This is a genomic window from Methylomonas sp. EFPC1 (assembly GCF_016925515.1).
In the GTDB taxonomy this organism is placed as follows: domain Bacteria; phylum Pseudomonadota; class Gammaproteobacteria; order Methylococcales; family Methylomonadaceae; genus Methylomonas; species Methylomonas defluvii.
Genome location: NZ_CP070494.1, coordinates 697,978 through 716,103 on the forward strand (window position 1 = coordinate 697,978; position 18,126 = coordinate 716,103).

Here is an 18,126-nt window from a genome sequence, read left to right on the forward strand (position 1 = left end):
GTTTAAATAATGCAGCATGGCGGTCTCCTCAAGATTCGCGTTGAAAGCGTGGTGTGGTATGGCGGGTGTGGTGTCGGGTATGCGGTGGCCTGGGGTTGGCAGGCGGGCGGCGCATGTCTTGGTCAATATCTGCCAGGCAACATTGGCTGAGCATGGCAAGCAGCCAGGCCTTGATGGTGATGTCCACCAATTGACTGGCAACGGCTTTGGCGACGATTTCGGCGGCGCTATGGGCGTCTAACTTTTCGGCTATGCTTTCTATCTGTTTGCTGACGCACCCATACGAGCGACAGACCAGCCGGCAAATCTCTTTGCGCATCATGCCCTGGCAGATCAGCAGCAACACGCGGCTTTCGCTTTTGGTGAGCGGGCCGGGTTTGAGTAGGGTGGCGTGGAGTTTCATGCTGGGTACCAGCGCAGTTGGTGGGCTTGAAATTCAAAGTACTTGTCCGTGACTTTGATGCTTCGCTTTACGGATTTACCGTGGACCCGAATGAGTTTTTTCAGTTTGACTTCGGCTGGTGAAAATCCTGGGCTACCCAATTCGGCAAGACACTGGGCCATCTGCTTATTCATCAGGTCGCACAACGTCCAGGCTAAATCGCTGGCGGATTGGCGGTAGCCGTAATCCGGGCGGGCTTTGTAGATGCGGCGGAGATATTGGGTGGCGGCGGTGTTCATGCAGACACCACTTCGGCTGAGTATTCGGCGGTGGCGGTTTTTCCGTCCGGTTTGATCACCACGCTAAAGCGCTCTGCGGCGGCATCGGCGTTGCGCTTGGTTTTGTAGGTTTTATCCACGTTGCGGGTCCAGGTTTCGCCGGTCTGGTGGTTTTTGTAGTGGCGGATGATGGTGTACATGGTGGTAACCCGCTTACGCCGCAGCCGATTCGGCTTTGGTTTTTTTGACGTCTGCGCGGACTTTTTCCAGTTCCTTGATAGCGTCGTCGATGTGGAGTTTTTCTTTAAAGCCGATCAGCAAAAATGACAAGCCGGCTAAATGGCCGTGGCACTGGATATACAAAGTGCCGGTTTTATCGGCTGCGGCGCCTCTGCGATATTTGCTGACTATAAAGCCGCAGGTGCTTTTTAGGTTATGTTCTGAAATTCTCATGGGGTTCTCCTCATTTCGGGCTATCTAGCCCATTCAATGTGAACGTTTGTTCGCGTCTAATTAGTGCCAGGTAACAAATCGGTTACGTCGGCATCAGGTGCTTTCATGCCAAGGGCGACGGCTATTTGATAGCCATCGCCGTAAAGCGCTTTGCTTTCGCCGTTAAGTACCCGGTACACAGTTTTTTGATTAAAGCCGTGTGCCTGGGCAAAACGGGGAACAGTTAGGCCGTTTCTGCGTAAGTAAGCTTTTGCCTGTTTTGGTGTACGCAATCGCTTACGAGGTACAGAAGTCACTTTTTTGTCTATACTTTGTTCTTGGGTCATAATTGGGTAACGTTTGTGTAATGTCTGTGCTAAATATTAGTAACAAATTAGTTACCTGTCAAGTAAAAAGGTAACAAAAAAGTGTCTATTGGTGATCGCTTGCGCGAAGAACGAGATCGACTGGGGTTTATTCAGGAAAAGCTTGCAGAACTACTTGGGACAACCAAGAAAACGGTCATCGACTACGAGAAGGGTAATACCAGTCCGAAGGCTGATTTTTTGGCTGCTTTAGCGGGTATTGGTGCGGATGTTAACTATATCGTTACCGGAAATCGGACTGTTGTTTATGAGCCAAGATCGAAATATGAATTAAATCCTGAGCAAATGGCTTTGCTTGACAATTTCGAGCATTGCTCGGAGGAGGATAAGCGCGCCATTCAGAGGCTGGCGTTACTAGCCGCAAAGGAGGCAGACACTGAAGAGGAACAAAAGCCTGCTCAAAAGTCGGCTTAAATAGGGGGCGTGTGTGGCAAAAAGTGATAAGTCAGGGGAAATACAACGGTTGTTGCAGGTGTTGGAGGCGTTGAACGAAACGCCGGAAACGCTGGCGGATAAAACAGGGTTATCTGCCAGGACGATCAATAATTACATTTGGAACGATTCGCCGCTAGGTGGGCCGCTGTTGCGGGCTTTGGCGGATGGGTTTGCGGTTAGCGTGGATTGGTTGTTGACCGGTCGCGGATCGATGTTGATGGCGGATGTGTTGCCTAGTTCGACGGCCAAGCCGCTGTTGCCGTTTTTCGAGACGGTGGATCTGGCGATGGTGCAGGATTTTTGGTGGCTGGCGGCGCGGTGCGCTGAGGAGTCGTTACGGCAGTCCGGCGCGGTGCCGGGAAAGGATTATTGTTTGCTGGATTTGTATCAGTTGGCGCAGCCATTAGTCACGGCAAAGGTAGCGGCCGGCGAGGTGGTTTTTCAGGCTAATGAGGCCGCAGGTTAATTTTTTTAGGAACGGCCTTCGGAAAAGCGTAACAAACGTGATGCGGTGTCTTTTTATTATCCTATTTTCTTTTTAATTCAATATCTTGCGGTGTTTTATCGCGCTTTTTAAAAGTGTAACAAAAGCGTGACATTGCGTAACGCTAATATTCAATCGGTTTTGATGCAGCCCAATAACGGCGCGGCCTGCGGTGGTGTTTTGTCGGCGGTTTAAAAGTGTAACAAAAGCGTGATGTAGAACCGTGACATTGTTACGCCATAGTTACGCAATTGTTACACCTAGAGTTTTTATATAGGTATCTGTTTTTATTATGTTATTATGTGTTTTTTTTGTCTTGTCACGTTTGTTACGCTTTTCCGAAGGCCTTTCCAAATTTTGGAACGTCTCTCGCGTGCATGTGCGCACGCATGCGCGTAGCGTGTATTAAGTGGCTGTTAAACAAGAACAAAACGGTAAATGGTCGGTTCAGATCGACCGGAAGGGAATACCCAGGGTCAGGAAGGGTGGATTTGCTAGTCAGAAAGAGGCGGATACGTTTGAGCGTGAGTATCTGGTCCGGTATGCCGGCAAGGTTAATCAGAATGCCGATCAGCGCTCTTTAAAGGAGCTGGTGGAGCTGTGGTTTATGTATCACGGCTTGAATCTGGCCGATGGTGAGAAGCAGCGGCGGTGTTTGTTGGATGTGGCCACGGGTTTAAAGAATCCGATTGCCAGCCGGCTGACGGCCGAAGCGTTTGTGGCGTTTCGCTATGCTAGGTTGCAGGTTGGGTTGTCTCAAAAGACTTTCAACAATCATCATGGGTATCTGTCGGCGCTGTATAACCGGCTGCGCAAGCTGAAGGTGATCGATTATGAGAATCCGATCGCTGAAGTGGAGTTTATTAAGATCCAGGAGCGGCAGTTGTCGTATTTGTCGGTGGGACAGATAGAGACGTTGTTGGCAGCGATAAAGGCTGGGTGTAAGAACGAATCGACATGGTATGTGGCGCAGTTGTGCCTGCGGACCGGTGCGCGTTGGGGCGAGGCTGAGCAGCTGCGGTTTAAGCAGTTGCACTCGGGGCGGGTGACGTTTGAGTTTACAAAGGGTAAAAAGACGCGGACGATTCCGTTGGCTGCGGATTTTTACCGGGATTTGATGCGGTTTGCCAAGTATAAGAATCCGGATGACCGGGTGTTTGGCAATTGCATTGGGGCGTTTAGGCGGGCGGTGGCCAGGACTGATCTGGATCTTCCACGGGGACAGTGTAGCCATATTCTGCGGCATTCGTTCGCAAGTCACTTTATGATGAATGGCGGGAATATTCTGTCGCTGCAAAAGATTCTCGGGCATGCCGATATCGGAATGACGATGCGGTATGCACATTTGTCGCCGGATCATTTGCAGGATGCTATCAAGTTAAATCCGGTGGCGGGATTGGGTTCAATTCCCGATGTATAATACCGATTTGTCTGGCGGTAAATTGGCGGTTGAAACCGCCAAAAATCGCCACTCACCGCCAATTTTAAAAACCAAAATCAGCTACAGGCCTTGTTTTACGTGGTATTGTTAAATCAAAAACAATCAGGTGGCGTTTTCAATTCCCCCCACCTCCACCAATTACTAGTACCAGAAAGACCCAAGACGTACCAAACCCTGCGAAGTATCTAGCTTCGCGGGGTTTTTTATGTCCCATGCAATCCCAGTAAAACCCACTGCAGCGCAGCAAAATAGCAGTAGAATTTACAGTAACAAGTAAAATTGACAGTTACTGCATCTGAAGTTACTGCAAGAGTGCCGCGCTGTTGATTCCTCTAGCTTCCGAGCGCTCAGCACTCGTTCAAATCGTGAATTGAATTGCACTTACTGCAAGCGTCAAACTTGACTTACTGATCGAAAAATTCCAAAGTCAGGAATTGAATATGCCTCTACAGATCACAATTTAAGCCAGAATAATTCAGTAACTTCTTGCAATCAAGTCAGTAACTCTTTAAGTTTGGGCACATTGTTACTGCTTGAGAGGGAGCACTTACTGTATGGCAAAAGAGTTACTGACAGACGCTGCGATTCGCAACGCAAAAGCGCAAGACAAAGACATTCGTCTCAGCGACGGCAGCGGTCTCTATCTGCTCGTCAAACCCAACGGCGCAAAATGGTGGCGTTTTGATTACAGCATCAACAACAAGCGCAAGACACTGTCAGTAGGTGTCTATCCAGCAGTCTCTCTGCTAGATGCGCGGCGCAAAGCAACTGAAGCGCGAGCAACAGTCGCAAACGGAACCGATCCAAGCGATCTACGCAAGTCAAAGAAAGTAGAGTTGCAACTACAGATTGAAAATCAGAAGCGCATTGAAGCAGGCAAGCCAGCCTTAGACAGCTTTGAGCACATTGCGCTGGAGTGGTTTGACAAGATGATGGCGAATAAAACGGAGAACTACAAAACTAGAGTTCTAGCAGCATTAAAGCGAGATACATTTCCCTGGATCGGTGCCTATCCAATAGATGACATCAAAGCGACAGACCTATTGCCTGTCTTACAACGCATTGAAAAACGCAATGCAATACCAAGGCAGTTACACGGCGGTGCAGCGCTACGTTAAGGGTTGGAAGAAGAAACGATCTCCCCATCCCACCATCAAGCAAGCTTTTGTCCCCCTGGCCTTTCCAGCAGGCGAGACCTGCCAGTTCGACTGGAGCCATGAAACCGTTGAACTGGGCGGCGTGGTTCAGACCATTAAGGTCGCCCACTTCCGCTTAACCTACAGTCGTCAGATGTTCGTGATGGCCTATCCACGGGAAACGCAGGAAATGGTGCTGGATGCGCACCGTCAAGCCTTCGCTTACTTTGGCGGGGTGCCGAAGCGCATGGTATACGACAACCTGAAAACGGTGGTCGATGCGATCTATGCTGGCAAGGAGCGGCGCTTTAATCGGCGTTTCATGGCGCTGGCCAACCACTATCTGTTTGAGCCTGTGGCTTGCACGCCGGAGTCCGGTTGGGAAAAAGGCCAGGTAGAGAATCAGGTCGGGAACATTCGGGAGTGGCTGTTTACGCCGATGGCGAAATTCACGGATTTCGCCGCCCTTAACGTCTGGCTGGCGAAGCGCTGCTGCGAGTTGGCGGGACGCCCCCATCCTGAACAGACCTCACGCAGCATCGCCGAATGTTTCGCTGAAGAACAGCCCTTGTTAATGCCGGTCAAGGCCGCCTTCGATGGTTACGTGGAAGAAATGAAGCGTGTTTCGCCACTTTGTTTGATCCGCATAGACCGCAACCGCTACAGCGTGCCGGCGCAGTGGGCCAATAGCGTGGTGTCCGTGCGTTTAACCGCCGACCATGTCCGTATCGTCGCCGACGGCGCGATGATTGCCGAACATCACCGCCGCTTCGGACGCGATCATTTGATCTGCGATCCTTGGCATTATCTGCCGGTGTTGGAGAAAAAGCCTGGCGCACTGAGGCATGGCGCACCCTTTCAGACTTGGGACTTGCCGGTTGCGATCAAGGTGGTGCGGGATCGTATTCTCAAGCAGGATCAGGGTGACCGCGCCTTTGTCGACCTACTGCTGATGGCGAAAGACCTGGGCGATAACGGATTGGATGCCTTGGAAGTGGCTTGCGATTTGACCTTGCAGACCGGTGTCATCAGCGCCGCCATCGTCCTGAATGAAATGCGCCGGTTAACCGAAGCGGCCAAGCCCAAAGCACTGGACGACACCCCGGCATCGACGCCGGCATTGACCTTGGAGCCTGTCGCCGATTGCAGTCGCTATGATAGCTTACGGAGCGTTTGCCATGTCCATTGATCGCGCGCTCCAGCTCAAAACGTTACATCTGTTCGGCATGGCGGCGGCCTGGAGTGAATACCCACAGGGCACAAGTGGCAAGCCAAATACAGTAGCCAGCAAAAACCCGTGATGCCGGAAGCCTGGCTGGATCGGTTGATCAGCGCCGAGCAGGCCGACCGCCAAGCGCGCAGCCTGAACTATCAGCTCAAGGCGGCTCGATTCCCGATTCATCGAGACTTGCTACAGATTGACTGGTCGGAAACGCCCTTGCCGCAAGCTCGTCTCGAACAACTGGCCACCGGAAACTTTATGGAGCAAGCCTACAACCTGATCCTGGTGGGCGGCACCGGCACAGGGAAAACCCACTTGGCCACTGCCATTGGCATAGCCGCCATCCATCAAGGCAAACGGGTTCGCTTTTACAATGCGGTCGATCTAGTCAATCAACTGGATAAGGAAAAACAGCTAGGAAAAGCCGGTAACCTCGCCAAGCAGCTAACGCTGATGGATGCCGTCATCCTGGACGAATTGGGGTATTTACCGTTCCCAGCGTCCGGCGGTGCCTTGCTGTTCCACCTCATCAGTCATCTGTATGAGAAAACGTCCTTGATCATTACCACCAACCTCAACTTTGCAGAATGGGTGCAGGTTTTTGGCGACGCCAAGATGACTACGGCGCTGCTGGATCGCATTACTCACCACTGCGATATTTTAGAAACCGGCAACGATTCTTATCGATTTAAGCAACGGAAAAAGGCGGTGGAAAATCAATAACCATACGACCTAACTGGAAACTATTGGACGCTCTTTACTGGAAACTTTTCAACGCCGTTTGACAGCGACAAAGTCAACCAAATCAAGGAGATAGTAAGTAACACAACTATATTCTGTTACTTTTAGACCATGGCTCTTGCATCAATCAGACGATGCTTTGCAAAAGTCAGTAATTTACGTAAATTACGTAAAAAGGGGAGGGCTTATGCTAGAGGTTTCTGAAACCGACTTTGTCAAACACTTCGGACAGTATCGTGAGCGCGTTCAGCGTGAGGCGATTGCTGTAACCAGTCACGGTAGAACAAGCGGCTTTTTTGTATCTGAAGAAGAATACAAAGAATACTTGCAGCTAAAAGCTAATGCTCGGAAAGCTTATAGCATCAGTGATTTGCCTAAAGACACTATCAAATCGCTGGCAACATCGGTTATGAATTCGTCGCACGATCACTTGAAAGAGTTCATGGATATTCGTGCCACCAATGACTTTTAAAATCAAATATGGCAAAACACGGCGCCGTTGAATTGTGGTACGAAATAACGTACGATTATTGAAATCCTTTCTCTTTGGAGTCTCATATGCAAACACTCACAGCAAGCGAAGCGCGTACGAACCTTTATAGACTCATAGATCAAGCAAACGAATCGCATGAACCGATAACAATTACTGGTAAACGCTCTAATGCTGTTTTGCTTTCCGCTCAGGATTGGTCAGCGATTCAGGAGACGCTCTTTCTGTTAAGTGTTCCCGGTATGCGAGAGTCAATTATTGAGGGTATGGCGACACCTGCTGACGAATGTAGCAAGGAACTAGATTGGTGAGTTGGGAGCTAATCTTCACGAAGCAGGCACAAAAAGACGCAAAAAATCTTGTATCAGCGGGTTTAAAGGAAAAGGCTTTGCAGCTGCTAGACATACTGAAGAACGATCCGTATCAAAATCCACCAGCGTATGAAAAGCTAGTGGGTGATTTATCAGGCGCGTATTCACGGAGAATCAACATTCAGCACCGCCTTGTCTATCAGGTGCTTGAGTCTGAGCGACAGGTGAAGATTTTACGGATGTGGAGTCATTACGAGTAGAAGACGTTTCTCTAAAATTGCCGTCGAATTATTTTTTCTGTTGATCTTGAGTTCAAGTTACAGGTCCTGATGCAAAACAGTCAACGACTCCAATATGATTAAACCAGTGTTGTTTGATAGTTTTTGTAAGTGATGAAACAGCGAAATCGACCCGTTGCGGCCTATCGTCTAATTTGATTCAGTGACGCAAGTTGATGTTTGCCAGCCATATCTACCTGGCTCCGTTGATATACAGAAGAGAAATTTATATGGGGATTAATGATTTATGGTTACGATGATCATTTTTAAGTACATATACGGAAACGATCTAACTCCCCTGATGCCTCTCAACTACTTTTGTTAGGTCTAAACAAGTGCAGATAAGCTTTAACAACCGACAATTTTCGATAGGTCGAATCTCTGCGCATCAGATCATTCCGGAAAACATTCTGCTACAAGGGGTATCTGTAACAAACCCACACTTAGTGCAAATTGAAATATCACCCACAGACTCTTGTAACCAAAACTGTAATTGGTGCTTTACAGTTCAAGATAGATTTAATGGCAGATCCGTCAAATTAGCAGAACTCCGTCAATATATAGACAAGTTTACCAGCCAAGGCGGTTGCTCCATCGTATTTTCTGGCGGAGGTGAGCCGCTGATCTATAAGCCTATATACAAGAATAATGAAAACTTTGATGGAAAAAGCTTGATCCTATATTGTTTAGATTTAGGGTTGGCCTGCGGGATCATTACAAACGGAGTAAATTCAACCGCTATTCAAGAGGGAGTTGATATAAAAAGGCTAGCTTTTCTTCGGGTTTCAATAGATTGCCTAGATCGAAAAATGTATACAGCCCTTCATAATTGCAATAAAGATCACTTCTACAATCTCATTGAAAATATTGAATGTATATCAAAAGAGAAGGGGCATAGCCCCCTTCCAGCATTTGGCATTAGCTTTATAGTTGATGGGGATTCTGGGCTAAATGCCACTGAAGAGGATCTCGAAATAATTAGAAGATTCACGCTAGATAAAAATATAGACTTTGTTCAATTCAAGCATCTGCATACTAGCGATAAAAAACAAGCAGAAATAACCATGCAGGCGCTGCACGATAAACTTAAAAAAATGTATTGGAAAGACACTGAATTTTGGGTTCAGAAATATTTGACACCAAGGCCTGAGAAAAACTGCAGAGTAACTGAAATAATTCAATCCGTTGGGGGTGAGAACCAAAGATTTCCATGCTGTCATCTATTTGGCGACAGCAATCATTTTCCACAAGATAGTTTTCAACCTGAAGGCAAAGTTATAGAAAACTGCAATTCACGAGTCTGTCGTTACCTTTCTATTAATGACATCCTAAATGAGATTAGATATCAAGACAAATATATAGAGGCAGAAAAGAAGCTAGTTGTATCGCTAGAAAAGTACGGCTTTCACCCTTATAGATTCTTCCCAACTGCTCCAAACTTATATTTTCCGGTTTCGAGCGACAAAGCTGCTTTCTAGGTTACACATTAATGAAAATTCTTCTTATTGGAAACATATCATCTGGGAAGTCCGTAATTGGAAGACTACTCGTTGACGAATTTAATAATTTTGAATATATCTCGATAGATTCTATTCGAAAAGTTTATGGGGATGAGACTGCAGAGGCTGAAGAAGAATGTAAAGAGATTTTTCTCAGCAAAATACACTCAACAAGAGACCAGATTATTGAGTTCTCAGGGGGCGGAAAGCTAAGAGAGGCTGTTACAGCTAGAATTAAAAATGAAAGGAATATACTTATTCTTAATCCTAGGTGCTCTGTCAAACGGCGTTGAAAAGTTTCCAGTAAAGAGCGTCCAATAGTTTCCAGTTAGGTCGTATGGTTATTGATTTTCCACCGCCTTTTTCCGTTGCTTAAATCGATAAGAATCGTTGCCGGTTTCTAAAATATCGCAGTGGTGAGTAATGCGATCCAGCAGCGCCGTAGTCATCTTGGCGTCGCCAAAAACCTGCACCCATTCTGCAAAGTTGAGGTTGGTGGTAATGATCAAGGACGTTTTCTCATACAGATGACTGATGAGGTGGAACAGCAAGGCACCGCCGGACGCTGGGAACGGTAAATACCCCAATTCGTCCAGGATGACGGCATCCATCAGCGTTAGCTGCTTGGCGAGGTTACCGGCTTTTCCTAGCTGTTTTTCCTTATCCAGTTGATTGACTAGATCGACCGCATTGTAAAAGCGAACCCGTTTGCCTTGATGGATGGCGGCTATGCCAATGGCAGTGGCCAAGTGGGTTTTCCCTGTGCCGGTGCCGCCCACCAGGATCAGGTTGTAGGCTTGCTCCATAAAGTTTCCGGTGGCCAGTTGTTCGAGACGAGCTTGCGGCAAGGGCGTTTCCGACCAGTCAATCTGTAGCAAGTCTCGATGAATCGGGAATCGAGCCGCCTTGAGCTGATAGTTCAGGCTGCGCGCTTGGCGGTCGGCCTGCTCGGCGCTGATCAACCGATCCAGCCAGGCTTCCGGCATCACGGGTTTTTGCTGGCTACTGTATTTGGCTTGCCACTTGTGCCCTGTGGGTATTCACTCCAGGCCGCCGCCATGCCGAACAGATGTAACGTTTTGAGCTGGAGCGCGCGATCAATGGACATGGCAAACGCTCCGTAAGCTATCATAGCGACTGCAATCGGCGACAGGCTCCAAGGTCAATGCCGGCGTCGATGCCGGGGTGTCGTCCAGTGCTTTGGGCTTGGCCGCTTCGGTTAACCGGCGCATTTCATTCAGGACGATGGCGGCGCTGATGACACCGGTCTGCAAGGTCAAATCGCAAGCCACTTCCAAGGCATCCAATCCGTTATCGCCCAGACCTTTCGCCATCAGCAGTAGGTCGACAAAGGCGCGGTCACCCTGATCCTGCTTGAGAATACGATCCCGCACCACCTTGATCGCAACCGGCAAGTCCCAAGTCTGAAAGGGTGCGCCATGCCTCAGTGCGCCAGGCTTTTTCTCCAACACCGGCAGATAATGCCAAGGATCGCAGATCAAATGATCGCGTCCGAAGCGGCGGTGATGTTCGGCAATGGTCTGAACCACGCCGCCCAGTTCAACGGTTTCATGGCTCCAGTCGAACTGGCAGGTCTCGCCTGCTGGAAAGGCCAGGGGGACAAAAGCTTGCTTGATGGTGGGATGGGGAGATCGTTTCTTCTTCCAACCCTTAACGTAGCGCTGCACCGCCGTGTAACTGCCTTGGTAGCCCTCAACTTGCAGACATTCATACAGGCGTTGCGCGGTGCGTCGTTGTTTTCGCGGCAAATCCGCTTCTTGCTCCAGCCAGGCATGTAACTGCTGATGGAACGAACCCAGCATGGGGTGGGGTTGATGTTGGCGCTGATACGCCGGCGTTTCGACCGTCTTTAAATGTTTACGGATGGTGGGGCGGGATAGCTTAAAGGCGATAGCCAGTGAACTGATAGTCTCTTTCTCGACTAGATGACGCCGTCTGATTTCGGCAATAACGTCCATTTGTAACACTCCAGGATTCTCCGGCAAAAAACCGGACATTGAACAACCTGGGGTGGAAACTTTTCAACGCTCTTTTCCCCAGGACCCTGGAAAGTTTTGCACGCCGTTTAGCATATTGAATCTACAATAGAAAATAATCCAAATCATTCTTGGCAATGTATTAGTTCTGCAATAAATTCGTTTCAAAACTTTTGCGGAATTGGAGTCCTTCAAAAGAAAACTCTTGATGAAACTTGGCTGGATCTTCGGAGTCTGTACAGTGAATATAGATTCAGGAAAAACCCTCGTGATCGCTTAGATCACGAAATATACACAGAATATTTCTTGGGTCTTTCTACAACAAATTGCCTTTGATCATGGCATAACAAACCAATGCAATCGACAAATTTTCTGCTACTCTCCAAATTCGCCGCTGATTGTCGGCGTTAAATGAGCAATTTCTGACATACACAGGCCATTCAGAGATTAACCCCGAAGGACGGAAATTGGCCGGTCGGAGTCATTGGCGGATTTCAATGGAGTACGCATAAGAAAATGGGCCTGGATTCAATTCCCAATTTCGATTGGTATTACCTTAAAACACAAAAATACTGCTTGTGTGTTATCCTTAAATCTAGGCTATTTGCTGTGTGGCAATTGAGCAGTAACTATCGCAGTAACTCGTAGTCAGTAATTTGCTGGAGTGCTTGTCACCTCTGTGTTTCAGAGTGTGATTCGTTAGTCCCCACCTCCACCACCTAAGATTAAGAACGGGGCTAAGGCCCCGTTTTTTTATGGGTTAAAGAAATTTTTATCTTGCTGGATTTTTCTAATCCAATATTGAGGTCACTAACAGAGCCGCATGATCGGGCAAGCAAGCTTGAGACAAGTAGCTTATTTATGGAAAAACAATCGTGCTTCCTAAATCTTGGTGCTTTGCTTTAAAGCTAATGAGCAAACCATAGTAGTTATAAATACTCATCAATGGCCATCAAAAAATCCGACCTCTATTCCTCCCTATGGGCCTCGTGCGACCAATTGCGTGGCGGCATGGACGCCAGTCAGTACAAGGACTACGTGCTGTTCATGCTGTTCATCAAATACATCACCGACAAATACGCCGACAGCGACGACTTCGCGCCGCCGGTGGTGATTCCGCCCGGCGCCAGCTTCAAGGACATGATCGCCCTCAAAGGCAAATCCGACATCGGCGACAAGATCAACACCCAGATTATCGGCCCCTTGGTCAACGCCAACGCCCGCTTGTCGAAAAGCGACTTTCCCGACTTCAACGATCCCAACAAACTCGGCGAAGGCAAGGACATGGTGGAGAAGCTCTCCAACCTGATCAGTATCTTCCAGAAGCCCGAGCTGGATTTCTCCAAAAACCGCGCCGAGCACGACGACATTCTCGGCGACGCTTACGAATACCTGATGCGCCACTTCGCCACCGAAAGCGGCAAGAGCAAAGGCCAGTTTTATACGCCGTCGGAAGTCAGCCGTATCATCGCTAAGGTGATCGGCATTTCGCCGGAAAACGCCAAAGGCTCGACGACGGCTTACGACCCGACTTGCGGCTCCGGCTCCTTGCTGCTAAAAGTCGCCGCCGAAGCCGGCAAACATATTACCCTCGAGGGCCAGGAAAAAGACGTCACCACCGCCGGTCTGGCGCGGATGAACATGATCCTGCATGACTTTCCGACCGCCAACATTCTGTCCGGCAACACGTTGGCCGCGCCCAAGTTCAAGGATGGCGAGCAACTGCGCACTTACGATTACGTGGTCGCCAATCCGCCGTTTTCCGACAAGACCTGGAGCACCGGCCTGACGCCGAGCGACGATGCTTACCAGCGTTTCGTCTGGGGCGAGCCGCCGGCCAAACAAGGCGACTACGCCTATCTACTGCACATCATCCGCAGTCTGAAAGCCAACGGCAAAGCCGCCTGCATTCTGCCGCACGGTGTATTGTTCCGCGGCAATGCCGAAGCGGTGATCCGTCAGCAACTGGTGCGCTCCGGCTATTTGAAAGGCATCATCGGCCTGCCGGCCAACCTGTTTTACGGCACCGGCATTCCGGCCTGCATTCTGGTTATCGACAAGGAAAACGCCACCGCCCGCAAAGGCGTGTTCATGATCGACGCCAGCAAGGGATTTATCAAAGACGGCAACAAAAATCGCCTGCGCGAGCAAGACATCCACAAAATCGTCGACACTTTCACTAGGCAAGCCGACGTGTCTCGTTATGCCCGCATGGTGCCGTTCGATGAAATCGCCGACCCCAAAAACGACTTCAACCTGAATTTGCCGCGCTACATCGACAGCAGCGAGCCGGAAGATATTCAGGACATCAACGGCCACCTCAACGGCGGCATCCCCGAACGCGACCTGGATGCGCTGGCCGATTACTGGCAGGTGCTGCCCGGCGTGCGCGTCGCTCTTTTCTCCCCTCGCCTTGAGGAAAGCGCCGCCAAACAAAGTAACCAACCCTCTCCCTCCGGGAGAGGGCAGGGTGAGGGGACAGAAATCAATGTCTTACTTTATTCTGATTCTCCTCACCCCAACCCTCTCCAGCAGGAGAGGGAGCGACCCGGTTACGCGCAATTAACGCTGCCGCTGGCCGAGGTCAAACCCGCCATCTTCGGCCACGCCGAATTCACCGCCTTCAACACCCAGGCGACCGAACGCTTTCAAGGCTGGCGAGACGCCACCACGCCATTGCTCACCGGCTTTGGCAAAGACAGCCACCCCAAGGCCTTGATCGAAACCATCGCCGAAGACTTGCTGAACACCTTCAAGCCCGCGCCGCTGCTGGACGCCTACGACATTTACCAGCATCTGATGGACTATTGGGCCGAGACCCTGCAGGACGATTGCTACCTGATTTCCGCCGATGGCTGGGTCGCCCAACCGACCCGCATCGTCGAAACCGATAAGAAAGGCAAAACCAAAGACAAGGGTTGGGCCTGCGATCTGATCCCCAAGCCGTATATCGTCGCCCGCTATTTTGCCGACGAACAGGCTGGCATCGAAGCCAAACAGGCCGAACTGGAAGCGGCGACCGCCAGCCTTGCGGAACTGGAAGAAGAACACGGCGGCGAAGACGCGGTGTTTTCCGGCTACGACAAAATCAACAAAGCCGAAGTCAGTAGCCGGATCAAGGAAATCCAAATGGCCGAACGCCTGCTCGGCTCCATGTCGCGAGTCAACGCGGATGATGGCGAGATTAATGAAATCGAAGTGTTGCAACGCTGGCTAAAACTATCTGCCGACGAAGCGGCGCTGAAAAAGCAGCTCAAGGAAGCCGAAGCCGCGCTCGACCAACTGGCCTATGACAAATACCGCACGCTGAGCGAAGCCGAGATCAAGACCCTGGTCATAGCGGACAAATGGATGGCGCACCTGTCTGCCGCCGTGCATGGTGAACTGGATAGAGTCTCGCAAACCCTGACCGGCCGGATTCGAGAATTGGCCGAACGCTATGCCACGCCTTTGCCGCAGTTGGAAGACGAGGTGGCGGCGCTGGCGGCGCGTGTCGATGAGCATTTGAAGAAGATGGGCTTTGCGGTATGAGTACCGATATGCAAAACCTCACAGCCTCCCCGGATTACCGAAACCTGCTGGATCAGATTTCAGACACCTATACTCAAGGTAGAACCCGGGCTGTGCGGGCCGTCAATGTGCACCTCACCGAAACTTATTGGCAAGTCGGGCGGCACATCGTCGAATTCGAGCAAGGCGGAAAGGACAAAGCGGAATATGGCAAGGCACTGATCAGCAATTTATCCCGTGACCTGAGTTTGCGTCATGGTCGGGGGTTCAGCCGATCCAATGTGGTTTACATGCGCCTGTTTTATCAAGGCTTCCCGGATGCGCAAAAAAGTCAGACATTGTCTGACCAATTGAGCTGGTCGCATATTGTCGAGTTGCTCAAGATCGGCGATCCGCTAGAGCGTGGTTTCTACCAACAGCAAACGATCCGCGAACGTTGGTCGGTGCGGGAGTTGATGCGGCAAAAAGACAGTTCACTGTTTCTGCGCCTCGCTGCCTCCAAGGACAAGGCCGGCATCCTGCAACTGGCCGCGCAGGGCCAACTCATCGAACAGCCTGCCGACTTGTTGCGCGAACCCTATGTTTTCGAATTCCTGAAAATCCCAGAGCCGTACCAGGTTTCAGAAACCCAGCTCGAAACCGTACTCTGCGATCACCTTCAGCCTTTTTTGCTCGAACTTGGCAAAGGTTTCACCTTTGTTGGGCGGCAATACCGCGTGACCATCAACAACAGTCATTACAAAGTTGATCTGGTGTTCTATCACCGTATCCTGCGCTGCTTCGTTCTCATCGATCTCAAGCTAGGCGACGTACAGCACCACGACATCGGTCAAATGAACCTATATCTGGGCTATTTTGCCAACGAAGAAAACGTGGAAGGCGACAACCCGCCCATCGGCATCATCCTCTCCCGCAACAAGGATGAATTGCTGGTGGAATACGCGACCTACGGCATGAACAGCCAGCTCTTTGTGCAGAAATACCAGCTCTATCTACCCGACCGCGAAGCCCTGCGCCGCGAACTGGAACTGAGCTTGCTGGAGGTGGAAGCCGATGAGTAAACAACATAGTTGTTCCGATCACCAGCCGTCGGCGGTCAACGAAGCCAGCGCGGGTTATCGCTTGCAGGTTGGAAATGCGACTTTGATTAAGCCGGGATACAAGATGACGGAGGTGGGGGTTATTCCTGAAGAGTGGGAAGTGAGGCGCCTGCGGGACTTCGCAACTATTGCGACTGGAAGCACGCCACCCACAGCAGATGCAGCAAACTATGGCGATGAATTTCTGTTCGTCGGCCCGGTGGATATGGGCAACACCAAGCAGATTACGCATACGGCGAAGCGGCTCTCCAAAAAAGGATTCTCTATCTCCCGCCGGTTTCCTAAGGACTCGATCCTCTTCGTCTGCATCGGTTCGACCATTGGAAAGTGCGGGATGGCATCGACAGAGCTAACGTCGAATCAGCAGATCAATGCCATCTTCCCATCCGAAACGTTCTGCTCGGACTTTCTCTACTACGGCGTATCCGCAGCCGCGCCGAGAGTAACGGCGCTCGCGGGGGAGCAAGCCGTCCCGCTAGTCAACAAATCGCAGTTCTCAGAAACTCAAGTAGCCCTTCCTCCACTCCCGGAACAACGCGCCATCGCGGCGGCGTTGGGCGATGTGGATGCGCTGCTGGACGGGCTGGAGCGGCTGATCGCCAAGAAGCGCGACCTCAAACAGGCCGCCATGCAACAACTTCTCACCGGCCAAACCCGCCTGCCGGGGTTTAGTGGGGAGTGGAAACTCAAAGCAATTCAAGATATAGGTCATGTTGGACGGGGACGGGTCATTAGCCATATTGAAATCGCTAGGTCGTCGTCACCTGATTATCCTGTTTACTCTTCTCAGACATCTAACAGCGGTGTAATGGGATACATTGACACTTACGAGTTTGAAGGCGATTACGTTACTTGGACAACAGACGGAGCAAATGCCGGAACGGTATTTGCGCGCACAGGGAGATTTAATTGCACAAACGTTTGTGGAACGATCAAACTACATGGTAGCAATCATCGATTTATTGCAGCAGTACTCGGACAATCGACGCAACCTCACGTCTCTCGTCATTTAGGGAATCCAAAGTTAATGAACGATGTGATGAAGAAAATTGAAATTTTGATTCCGATAGCAATCGAAGAACAAACCGCCATCGCCGCCATACTCTCCGACATGGACGCCGAACTCACCGCGCTGCAAACCCGCCGCGACAAAACCCGAGCCCTCAAACAGGGCATGATGCAGGAACTGCTCACCGGCAGGACGCGCTTGCTATGACGACTCCAACTCAGCCAGTTTGCCGTATCATCGCCGGGCCGAATGGCGCCGGCAAAACCACTTTCGCCTTAAAATACCTGCCGCTGGCGCAGTGTCGCCATTTCGTCAACGCCGACCTAATCGCCGCCGGCCTGTCGCCGCTGGCACCCGAGGAACAAACCATTGCCGCCAGTCGCTTGTTCCTGCGCGAAATTGAGCAGCATGTTGTGGCGCGGCGGGATTTTGCCTTTGAAACCACCTTATCCGGCCGCACCTATCTGCGTTTGATTCAACGCTTACGCCGTCAAGGCTGGCGGGTGGAGTTGGTGTATTTGGCGCTGCCGGCAGTGGAAATATCGCAGTTGCGAGTCGCGGAACGAGTCAAGCATGGTGGCCATTCGATAGCCGTTGCCGACATTGTCCGCCGCTTTCCGCGCAGTCTGCGCAATCTGTTTGGCGTTTATGCCGATGCGGTGGATTATGTCTGCTGTTTTCTGAATACCGGCGAGTCGCCGGAATTGGTATTCACCCGCGATGACGGCACTGAAACGATTTTTCAAAACGCGATTTATCAGCAACTGTTGCACGAGGCCCAATGATGAATACGATTCCCGCCAAAGAGAAACAACTTCTGGATTGCCTGACGGCAGCGGTTGGTGAAGCGTTAGAACGCAAACGCCGCCTGGGTCAGTATGCCGTGGTCTGGCAAGACGGCAAACCGGCGCTGATTGGTGATGATGCACCGAGCCTACTGCCAGTGCAGTCGCTTGCTGAAAGTGCGGGTGAAAACGCCGGCTAAAACGCTGGTG

At 50.5% G+C, this 18,126-nt stretch carries 23 protein-coding genes and 2 pseudogenes; 17 read left to right on the forward strand and 8 right to left on the reverse strand.

Annotation, left to right across the window (positions count from 1 at the left end; translation table 11 throughout):
- Positions 1–28: 28 nt before the first annotated feature.
- From JWZ98_RS03305 to JWZ98_RS03325, 5 genes are read right to left on the reverse strand one after another with little or no spacing between them, the layout of a single operon-like run.
- Complete coding sequence (locus JWZ98_RS03305; RefSeq protein ID WP_205453249.1) at positions 29–403, reverse strand: LuxR C-terminal-related transcriptional regulator; 375 nt, start codon at positions 401–403, stop codon at positions 29–31.
- Positions 400–681 carry a hypothetical protein gene (locus JWZ98_RS03310; RefSeq protein WP_205453250.1) on the reverse strand — a complete coding sequence of 94 codons (282 nt, stop codon included), beginning with the start codon at positions 679–681 and terminating at the stop codon, positions 400–402. Before JWZ98_RS03310 ends, JWZ98_RS03305 begins: the two co-directional genes overlap by 4 nt.
- Entirely contained in the window at positions 678–860 is a 183-nt protein-coding gene (locus JWZ98_RS03315; RefSeq protein ID WP_205453251.1) for a hypothetical protein, read from the reverse strand. The genes JWZ98_RS03310 and JWZ98_RS03315 overlap by 4 nt, the downstream gene beginning before the upstream one ends.
- Before the next feature lie 13 nt (positions 861–873).
- Positions 874–1,113: a hypothetical protein gene (locus JWZ98_RS03320; RefSeq protein ID WP_205453252.1), complete on the reverse strand. Its 240-nt coding sequence runs from the start codon at positions 1,111–1,113 to the stop codon at positions 874–876.
- A gap of 56 nt (positions 1,114–1,169) precedes the next feature.
- Entirely contained in the window at positions 1,170–1,439 is a 270-nt protein-coding gene (locus JWZ98_RS03325; RefSeq protein ID WP_205453253.1) for a DNA-binding protein, read from the reverse strand.
- An 81-nt stretch (positions 1,440–1,520) separates the two neighbouring features.
- Here JWZ98_RS03325 and JWZ98_RS03330 point away from each other — a divergent pair, with 81 nt between their 5' ends.
- The 12 genes and pseudogenes from JWZ98_RS03330 (at position 1,521) to JWZ98_RS03380 (ending at position 9,808) form a co-directional block, all read left to right on the forward strand.
- The gene (locus tag JWZ98_RS03330; RefSeq protein WP_205453254.1) at positions 1,521–1,892 is read left to right on the forward strand and encodes a helix-turn-helix domain-containing protein; all 372 of its coding nucleotides are present in this window, start codon (positions 1,521–1,523) and stop codon (positions 1,890–1,892) included.
- Between the two features lie 13 nt (positions 1,893–1,905).
- A complete protein-coding gene (locus JWZ98_RS03335) occupies positions 1,906–2,379 on the forward strand; it encodes a helix-turn-helix transcriptional regulator (protein ID WP_205453256.1) in 474 nt (157 codons plus the stop codon).
- Positions 2,380–2,806: 427 nt separating this feature from the next.
- Positions 2,807–3,817 carry a tyrosine-type recombinase/integrase gene (locus JWZ98_RS03340; RefSeq protein ID WP_205453257.1) on the forward strand — a complete coding sequence of 337 codons (1,011 nt, stop codon included), beginning with the start codon at positions 2,807–2,809 and terminating at the stop codon, positions 3,815–3,817.
- A 575-nt stretch (positions 3,818–4,392) separates the two neighbouring features.
- Positions 4,393–4,956, forward strand: a complete 564-nt coding sequence (locus tag JWZ98_RS03345) for a DUF4102 domain-containing protein (protein WP_205453258.1) — start codon at positions 4,393–4,395, stop codon at positions 4,954–4,956.
- Positions 4,913–6,163 (forward strand): IS21 family transposase, encoded by a 1,251-nt coding sequence (istA, locus tag JWZ98_RS03350; protein ID WP_240348194.1) that lies wholly within the window; start codon positions 4,913–4,915, stop codon positions 6,161–6,163. The genes JWZ98_RS03345 and istA overlap by 44 nt, the downstream gene beginning before the upstream one ends.
- Entirely contained in the window at positions 6,153–6,275 is a 123-nt protein-coding gene (locus JWZ98_RS23340) for a hypothetical protein (protein ID WP_275899109.1), read from the forward strand. The genes istA and JWZ98_RS23340 overlap by 11 nt, the downstream gene beginning before the upstream one ends.
- 14 nt (positions 6,276–6,289) lie before the next feature.
- Positions 6,290–6,919: pseudogene (gene istB, locus JWZ98_RS03355) on the forward strand (IS21-like element helper ATPase IstB); the annotation flags it as partial.
- A 205-nt stretch (positions 6,920–7,124) separates the two neighbouring features.
- Positions 7,125–7,409: a type II toxin-antitoxin system Phd/YefM family antitoxin gene (locus JWZ98_RS03360; RefSeq protein WP_205453259.1), complete on the forward strand. Its 285-nt coding sequence runs from the start codon at positions 7,125–7,127 to the stop codon at positions 7,407–7,409.
- 86 nt (positions 7,410–7,495) lie between these two features.
- Positions 7,496–7,738: a type II toxin-antitoxin system Phd/YefM family antitoxin gene (locus JWZ98_RS03365; RefSeq protein WP_205453260.1), complete on the forward strand. Its 243-nt coding sequence runs from the start codon at positions 7,496–7,498 to the stop codon at positions 7,736–7,738.
- Positions 7,735–7,998, forward strand: a complete 264-nt coding sequence (locus tag JWZ98_RS03370; protein ID WP_205453261.1) for a Txe/YoeB family addiction module toxin — start codon at positions 7,735–7,737, stop codon at positions 7,996–7,998. Before JWZ98_RS03365 ends, JWZ98_RS03370 begins: the two co-directional genes overlap by 4 nt.
- 353 nt (positions 7,999–8,351) lie before the next feature.
- A complete protein-coding gene (locus JWZ98_RS03375; protein WP_205453262.1) occupies positions 8,352–9,494 on the forward strand; it encodes a radical SAM protein in 1,143 nt (380 codons plus the stop codon).
- An 11-nt stretch (positions 9,495–9,505) separates the two neighbouring features.
- Positions 9,506–9,808, forward strand: a complete 303-nt coding sequence (locus JWZ98_RS03380) for a hypothetical protein (RefSeq protein ID WP_205453263.1) — start codon at positions 9,506–9,508, stop codon at positions 9,806–9,808.
- A 48-nt stretch (positions 9,809–9,856) separates the two neighbouring features.
- Here the strand turns inward: JWZ98_RS03380 and istB (JWZ98_RS03385) are convergent.
- The 3 genes and pseudogenes from istB (JWZ98_RS03385) to JWZ98_RS03390 form a co-directional block, all read right to left on the reverse strand.
- Positions 9,857–10,486 (reverse strand): annotated as a pseudogene (gene istB / locus JWZ98_RS03385) (IS21-like element helper ATPase IstB); the annotation flags it as partial.
- Positions 10,487–10,500: 14 nt separating this feature from the next.
- Positions 10,501–10,623, reverse strand: a complete 123-nt coding sequence (locus JWZ98_RS23345) for a hypothetical protein (protein WP_275899109.1) — start codon at positions 10,621–10,623, stop codon at positions 10,501–10,503.
- The gene (locus JWZ98_RS03390) at positions 10,613–11,533 is read right to left on the reverse strand and encodes a hypothetical protein (protein WP_240348195.1); all 921 of its coding nucleotides are present in this window, start codon (positions 11,531–11,533) and stop codon (positions 10,613–10,615) included. Before JWZ98_RS03390 ends, JWZ98_RS23345 begins: the two co-directional genes overlap by 11 nt.
- Positions 11,534–12,457: 924 nt before the next feature.
- Between JWZ98_RS03390 and JWZ98_RS03395 the strand changes: the two genes are divergently transcribed.
- From JWZ98_RS03395 to JWZ98_RS03415, 5 genes are read left to right on the forward strand one after another with little or no spacing between them, the layout of a single operon-like run.
- A complete protein-coding gene (locus JWZ98_RS03395) occupies positions 12,458–15,043 on the forward strand; it encodes a class I SAM-dependent DNA methyltransferase (RefSeq protein WP_205453264.1) in 2,586 nt (861 codons plus the stop codon).
- A gap of 8 nt (positions 15,044–15,051) precedes the next feature.
- Positions 15,052–16,083, forward strand: a complete 1,032-nt coding sequence (locus JWZ98_RS03400; protein ID WP_205453265.1) for a PDDEXK nuclease domain-containing protein — start codon at positions 15,052–15,054, stop codon at positions 16,081–16,083.
- A complete protein-coding gene (locus tag JWZ98_RS03405; protein WP_205453267.1) occupies positions 16,076–17,338 on the forward strand; it encodes a restriction endonuclease subunit S in 1,263 nt (420 codons plus the stop codon). Before JWZ98_RS03400 ends, JWZ98_RS03405 begins: the two co-directional genes overlap by 8 nt.
- Positions 17,335–17,916 (forward strand): zeta toxin family protein, encoded by a 582-nt coding sequence (locus tag JWZ98_RS03410; protein WP_205453269.1) that lies wholly within the window; start codon positions 17,335–17,337, stop codon positions 17,914–17,916. The genes JWZ98_RS03405 and JWZ98_RS03410 overlap by 4 nt, the downstream gene beginning before the upstream one ends.
- On the forward strand, positions 17,913–18,116 hold the full coding sequence (locus JWZ98_RS03415; RefSeq protein ID WP_205453271.1) for a hypothetical protein: 204 nt from the start codon (positions 17,913–17,915) through the stop codon (positions 18,114–18,116). Before JWZ98_RS03410 ends, JWZ98_RS03415 begins: the two co-directional genes overlap by 4 nt.
- Positions 18,117–18,126: the final 10 nt, after the last annotated feature.

Excerpts from the sequence above, each read along its gene's own strand:
- JWZ98_RS03410 (WP_205453269.1), top strand. The coding sequence starts at position 17,335 with ATGACGACTCCAACTCAGCCAGTTTGCCGTATCATCGCCGGGCCGAAT.
- JWZ98_RS03395 (WP_205453264.1), top strand. The coding sequence starts at position 12,458 with ATGGCCATCAAAAAATCCGACCTCTATTCCTCCCTATGGGCCTCGTGC.
- JWZ98_RS03400 (WP_205453265.1), top strand. The coding sequence starts at position 15,052 with ATGCAAAACCTCACAGCCTCCCCGGATTACCGAAACCTGCTGGATCAG.
- JWZ98_RS03365 (WP_205453260.1), top strand. The coding sequence starts at position 7,496 with ATGCAAACACTCACAGCAAGCGAAGCGCGTACGAACCTTTATAGACTC.
- JWZ98_RS03325 (WP_205453253.1), bottom strand. The coding sequence starts at position 1,439 with ATGACCCAAGAACAAAGTATAGACAAAAAAGTGACTTCTGTACCTCGT.
- JWZ98_RS03390 (WP_240348195.1), bottom strand. The coding sequence starts at position 11,533 with ATGTCCGGTTTTTTGCCGGAGAATCCTGGAGTGTTACAAATGGACGTT.
- JWZ98_RS03380 (WP_205453263.1), top strand. The coding sequence starts at position 9,506 with ATGAAAATTCTTCTTATTGGAAACATATCATCTGGGAAGTCCGTAATT.
- JWZ98_RS03360 (WP_205453259.1), top strand. The coding sequence starts at position 7,125 with ATGCTAGAGGTTTCTGAAACCGACTTTGTCAAACACTTCGGACAGTAT.
- JWZ98_RS03415 (WP_205453271.1), top strand. The coding sequence starts at position 17,913 with ATGATGAATACGATTCCCGCCAAAGAGAAACAACTTCTGGATTGCCTG.
- JWZ98_RS03405 (WP_205453267.1), top strand. The coding sequence starts at position 16,076 with ATGAGTAAACAACATAGTTGTTCCGATCACCAGCCGTCGGCGGTCAAC.
- JWZ98_RS03310 (WP_205453250.1), bottom strand. The coding sequence starts at position 681 with ATGAACACCGCCGCCACCCAATATCTCCGCCGCATCTACAAAGCCCGC.
- JWZ98_RS23340 (WP_275899109.1), top strand. The coding sequence starts at position 6,153 with ATGTCCATTGATCGCGCGCTCCAGCTCAAAACGTTACATCTGTTCGGC.
- JWZ98_RS03320 (WP_205453252.1), bottom strand. The coding sequence starts at position 1,113 with ATGAGAATTTCAGAACATAACCTAAAAAGCACCTGCGGCTTTATAGTC.
- JWZ98_RS03315 (WP_205453251.1), bottom strand. The coding sequence starts at position 860 with ATGTACACCATCATCCGCCACTACAAAAACCACCAGACCGGCGAAACC.
- JWZ98_RS03305 (WP_205453249.1), bottom strand. The coding sequence starts at position 403 with ATGAAACTCCACGCCACCCTACTCAAACCCGGCCCGCTCACCAAAAGC.
- JWZ98_RS23345 (WP_275899109.1), bottom strand. The coding sequence starts at position 10,623 with ATGTCCATTGATCGCGCGCTCCAGCTCAAAACGTTACATCTGTTCGGC.
- istA (WP_240348194.1), top strand. The coding sequence starts at position 4,913 with ATGCAATACCAAGGCAGTTACACGGCGGTGCAGCGCTACGTTAAGGGT.
- JWZ98_RS03345 (WP_205453258.1), top strand. The coding sequence starts at position 4,393 with ATGGCAAAAGAGTTACTGACAGACGCTGCGATTCGCAACGCAAAAGCG.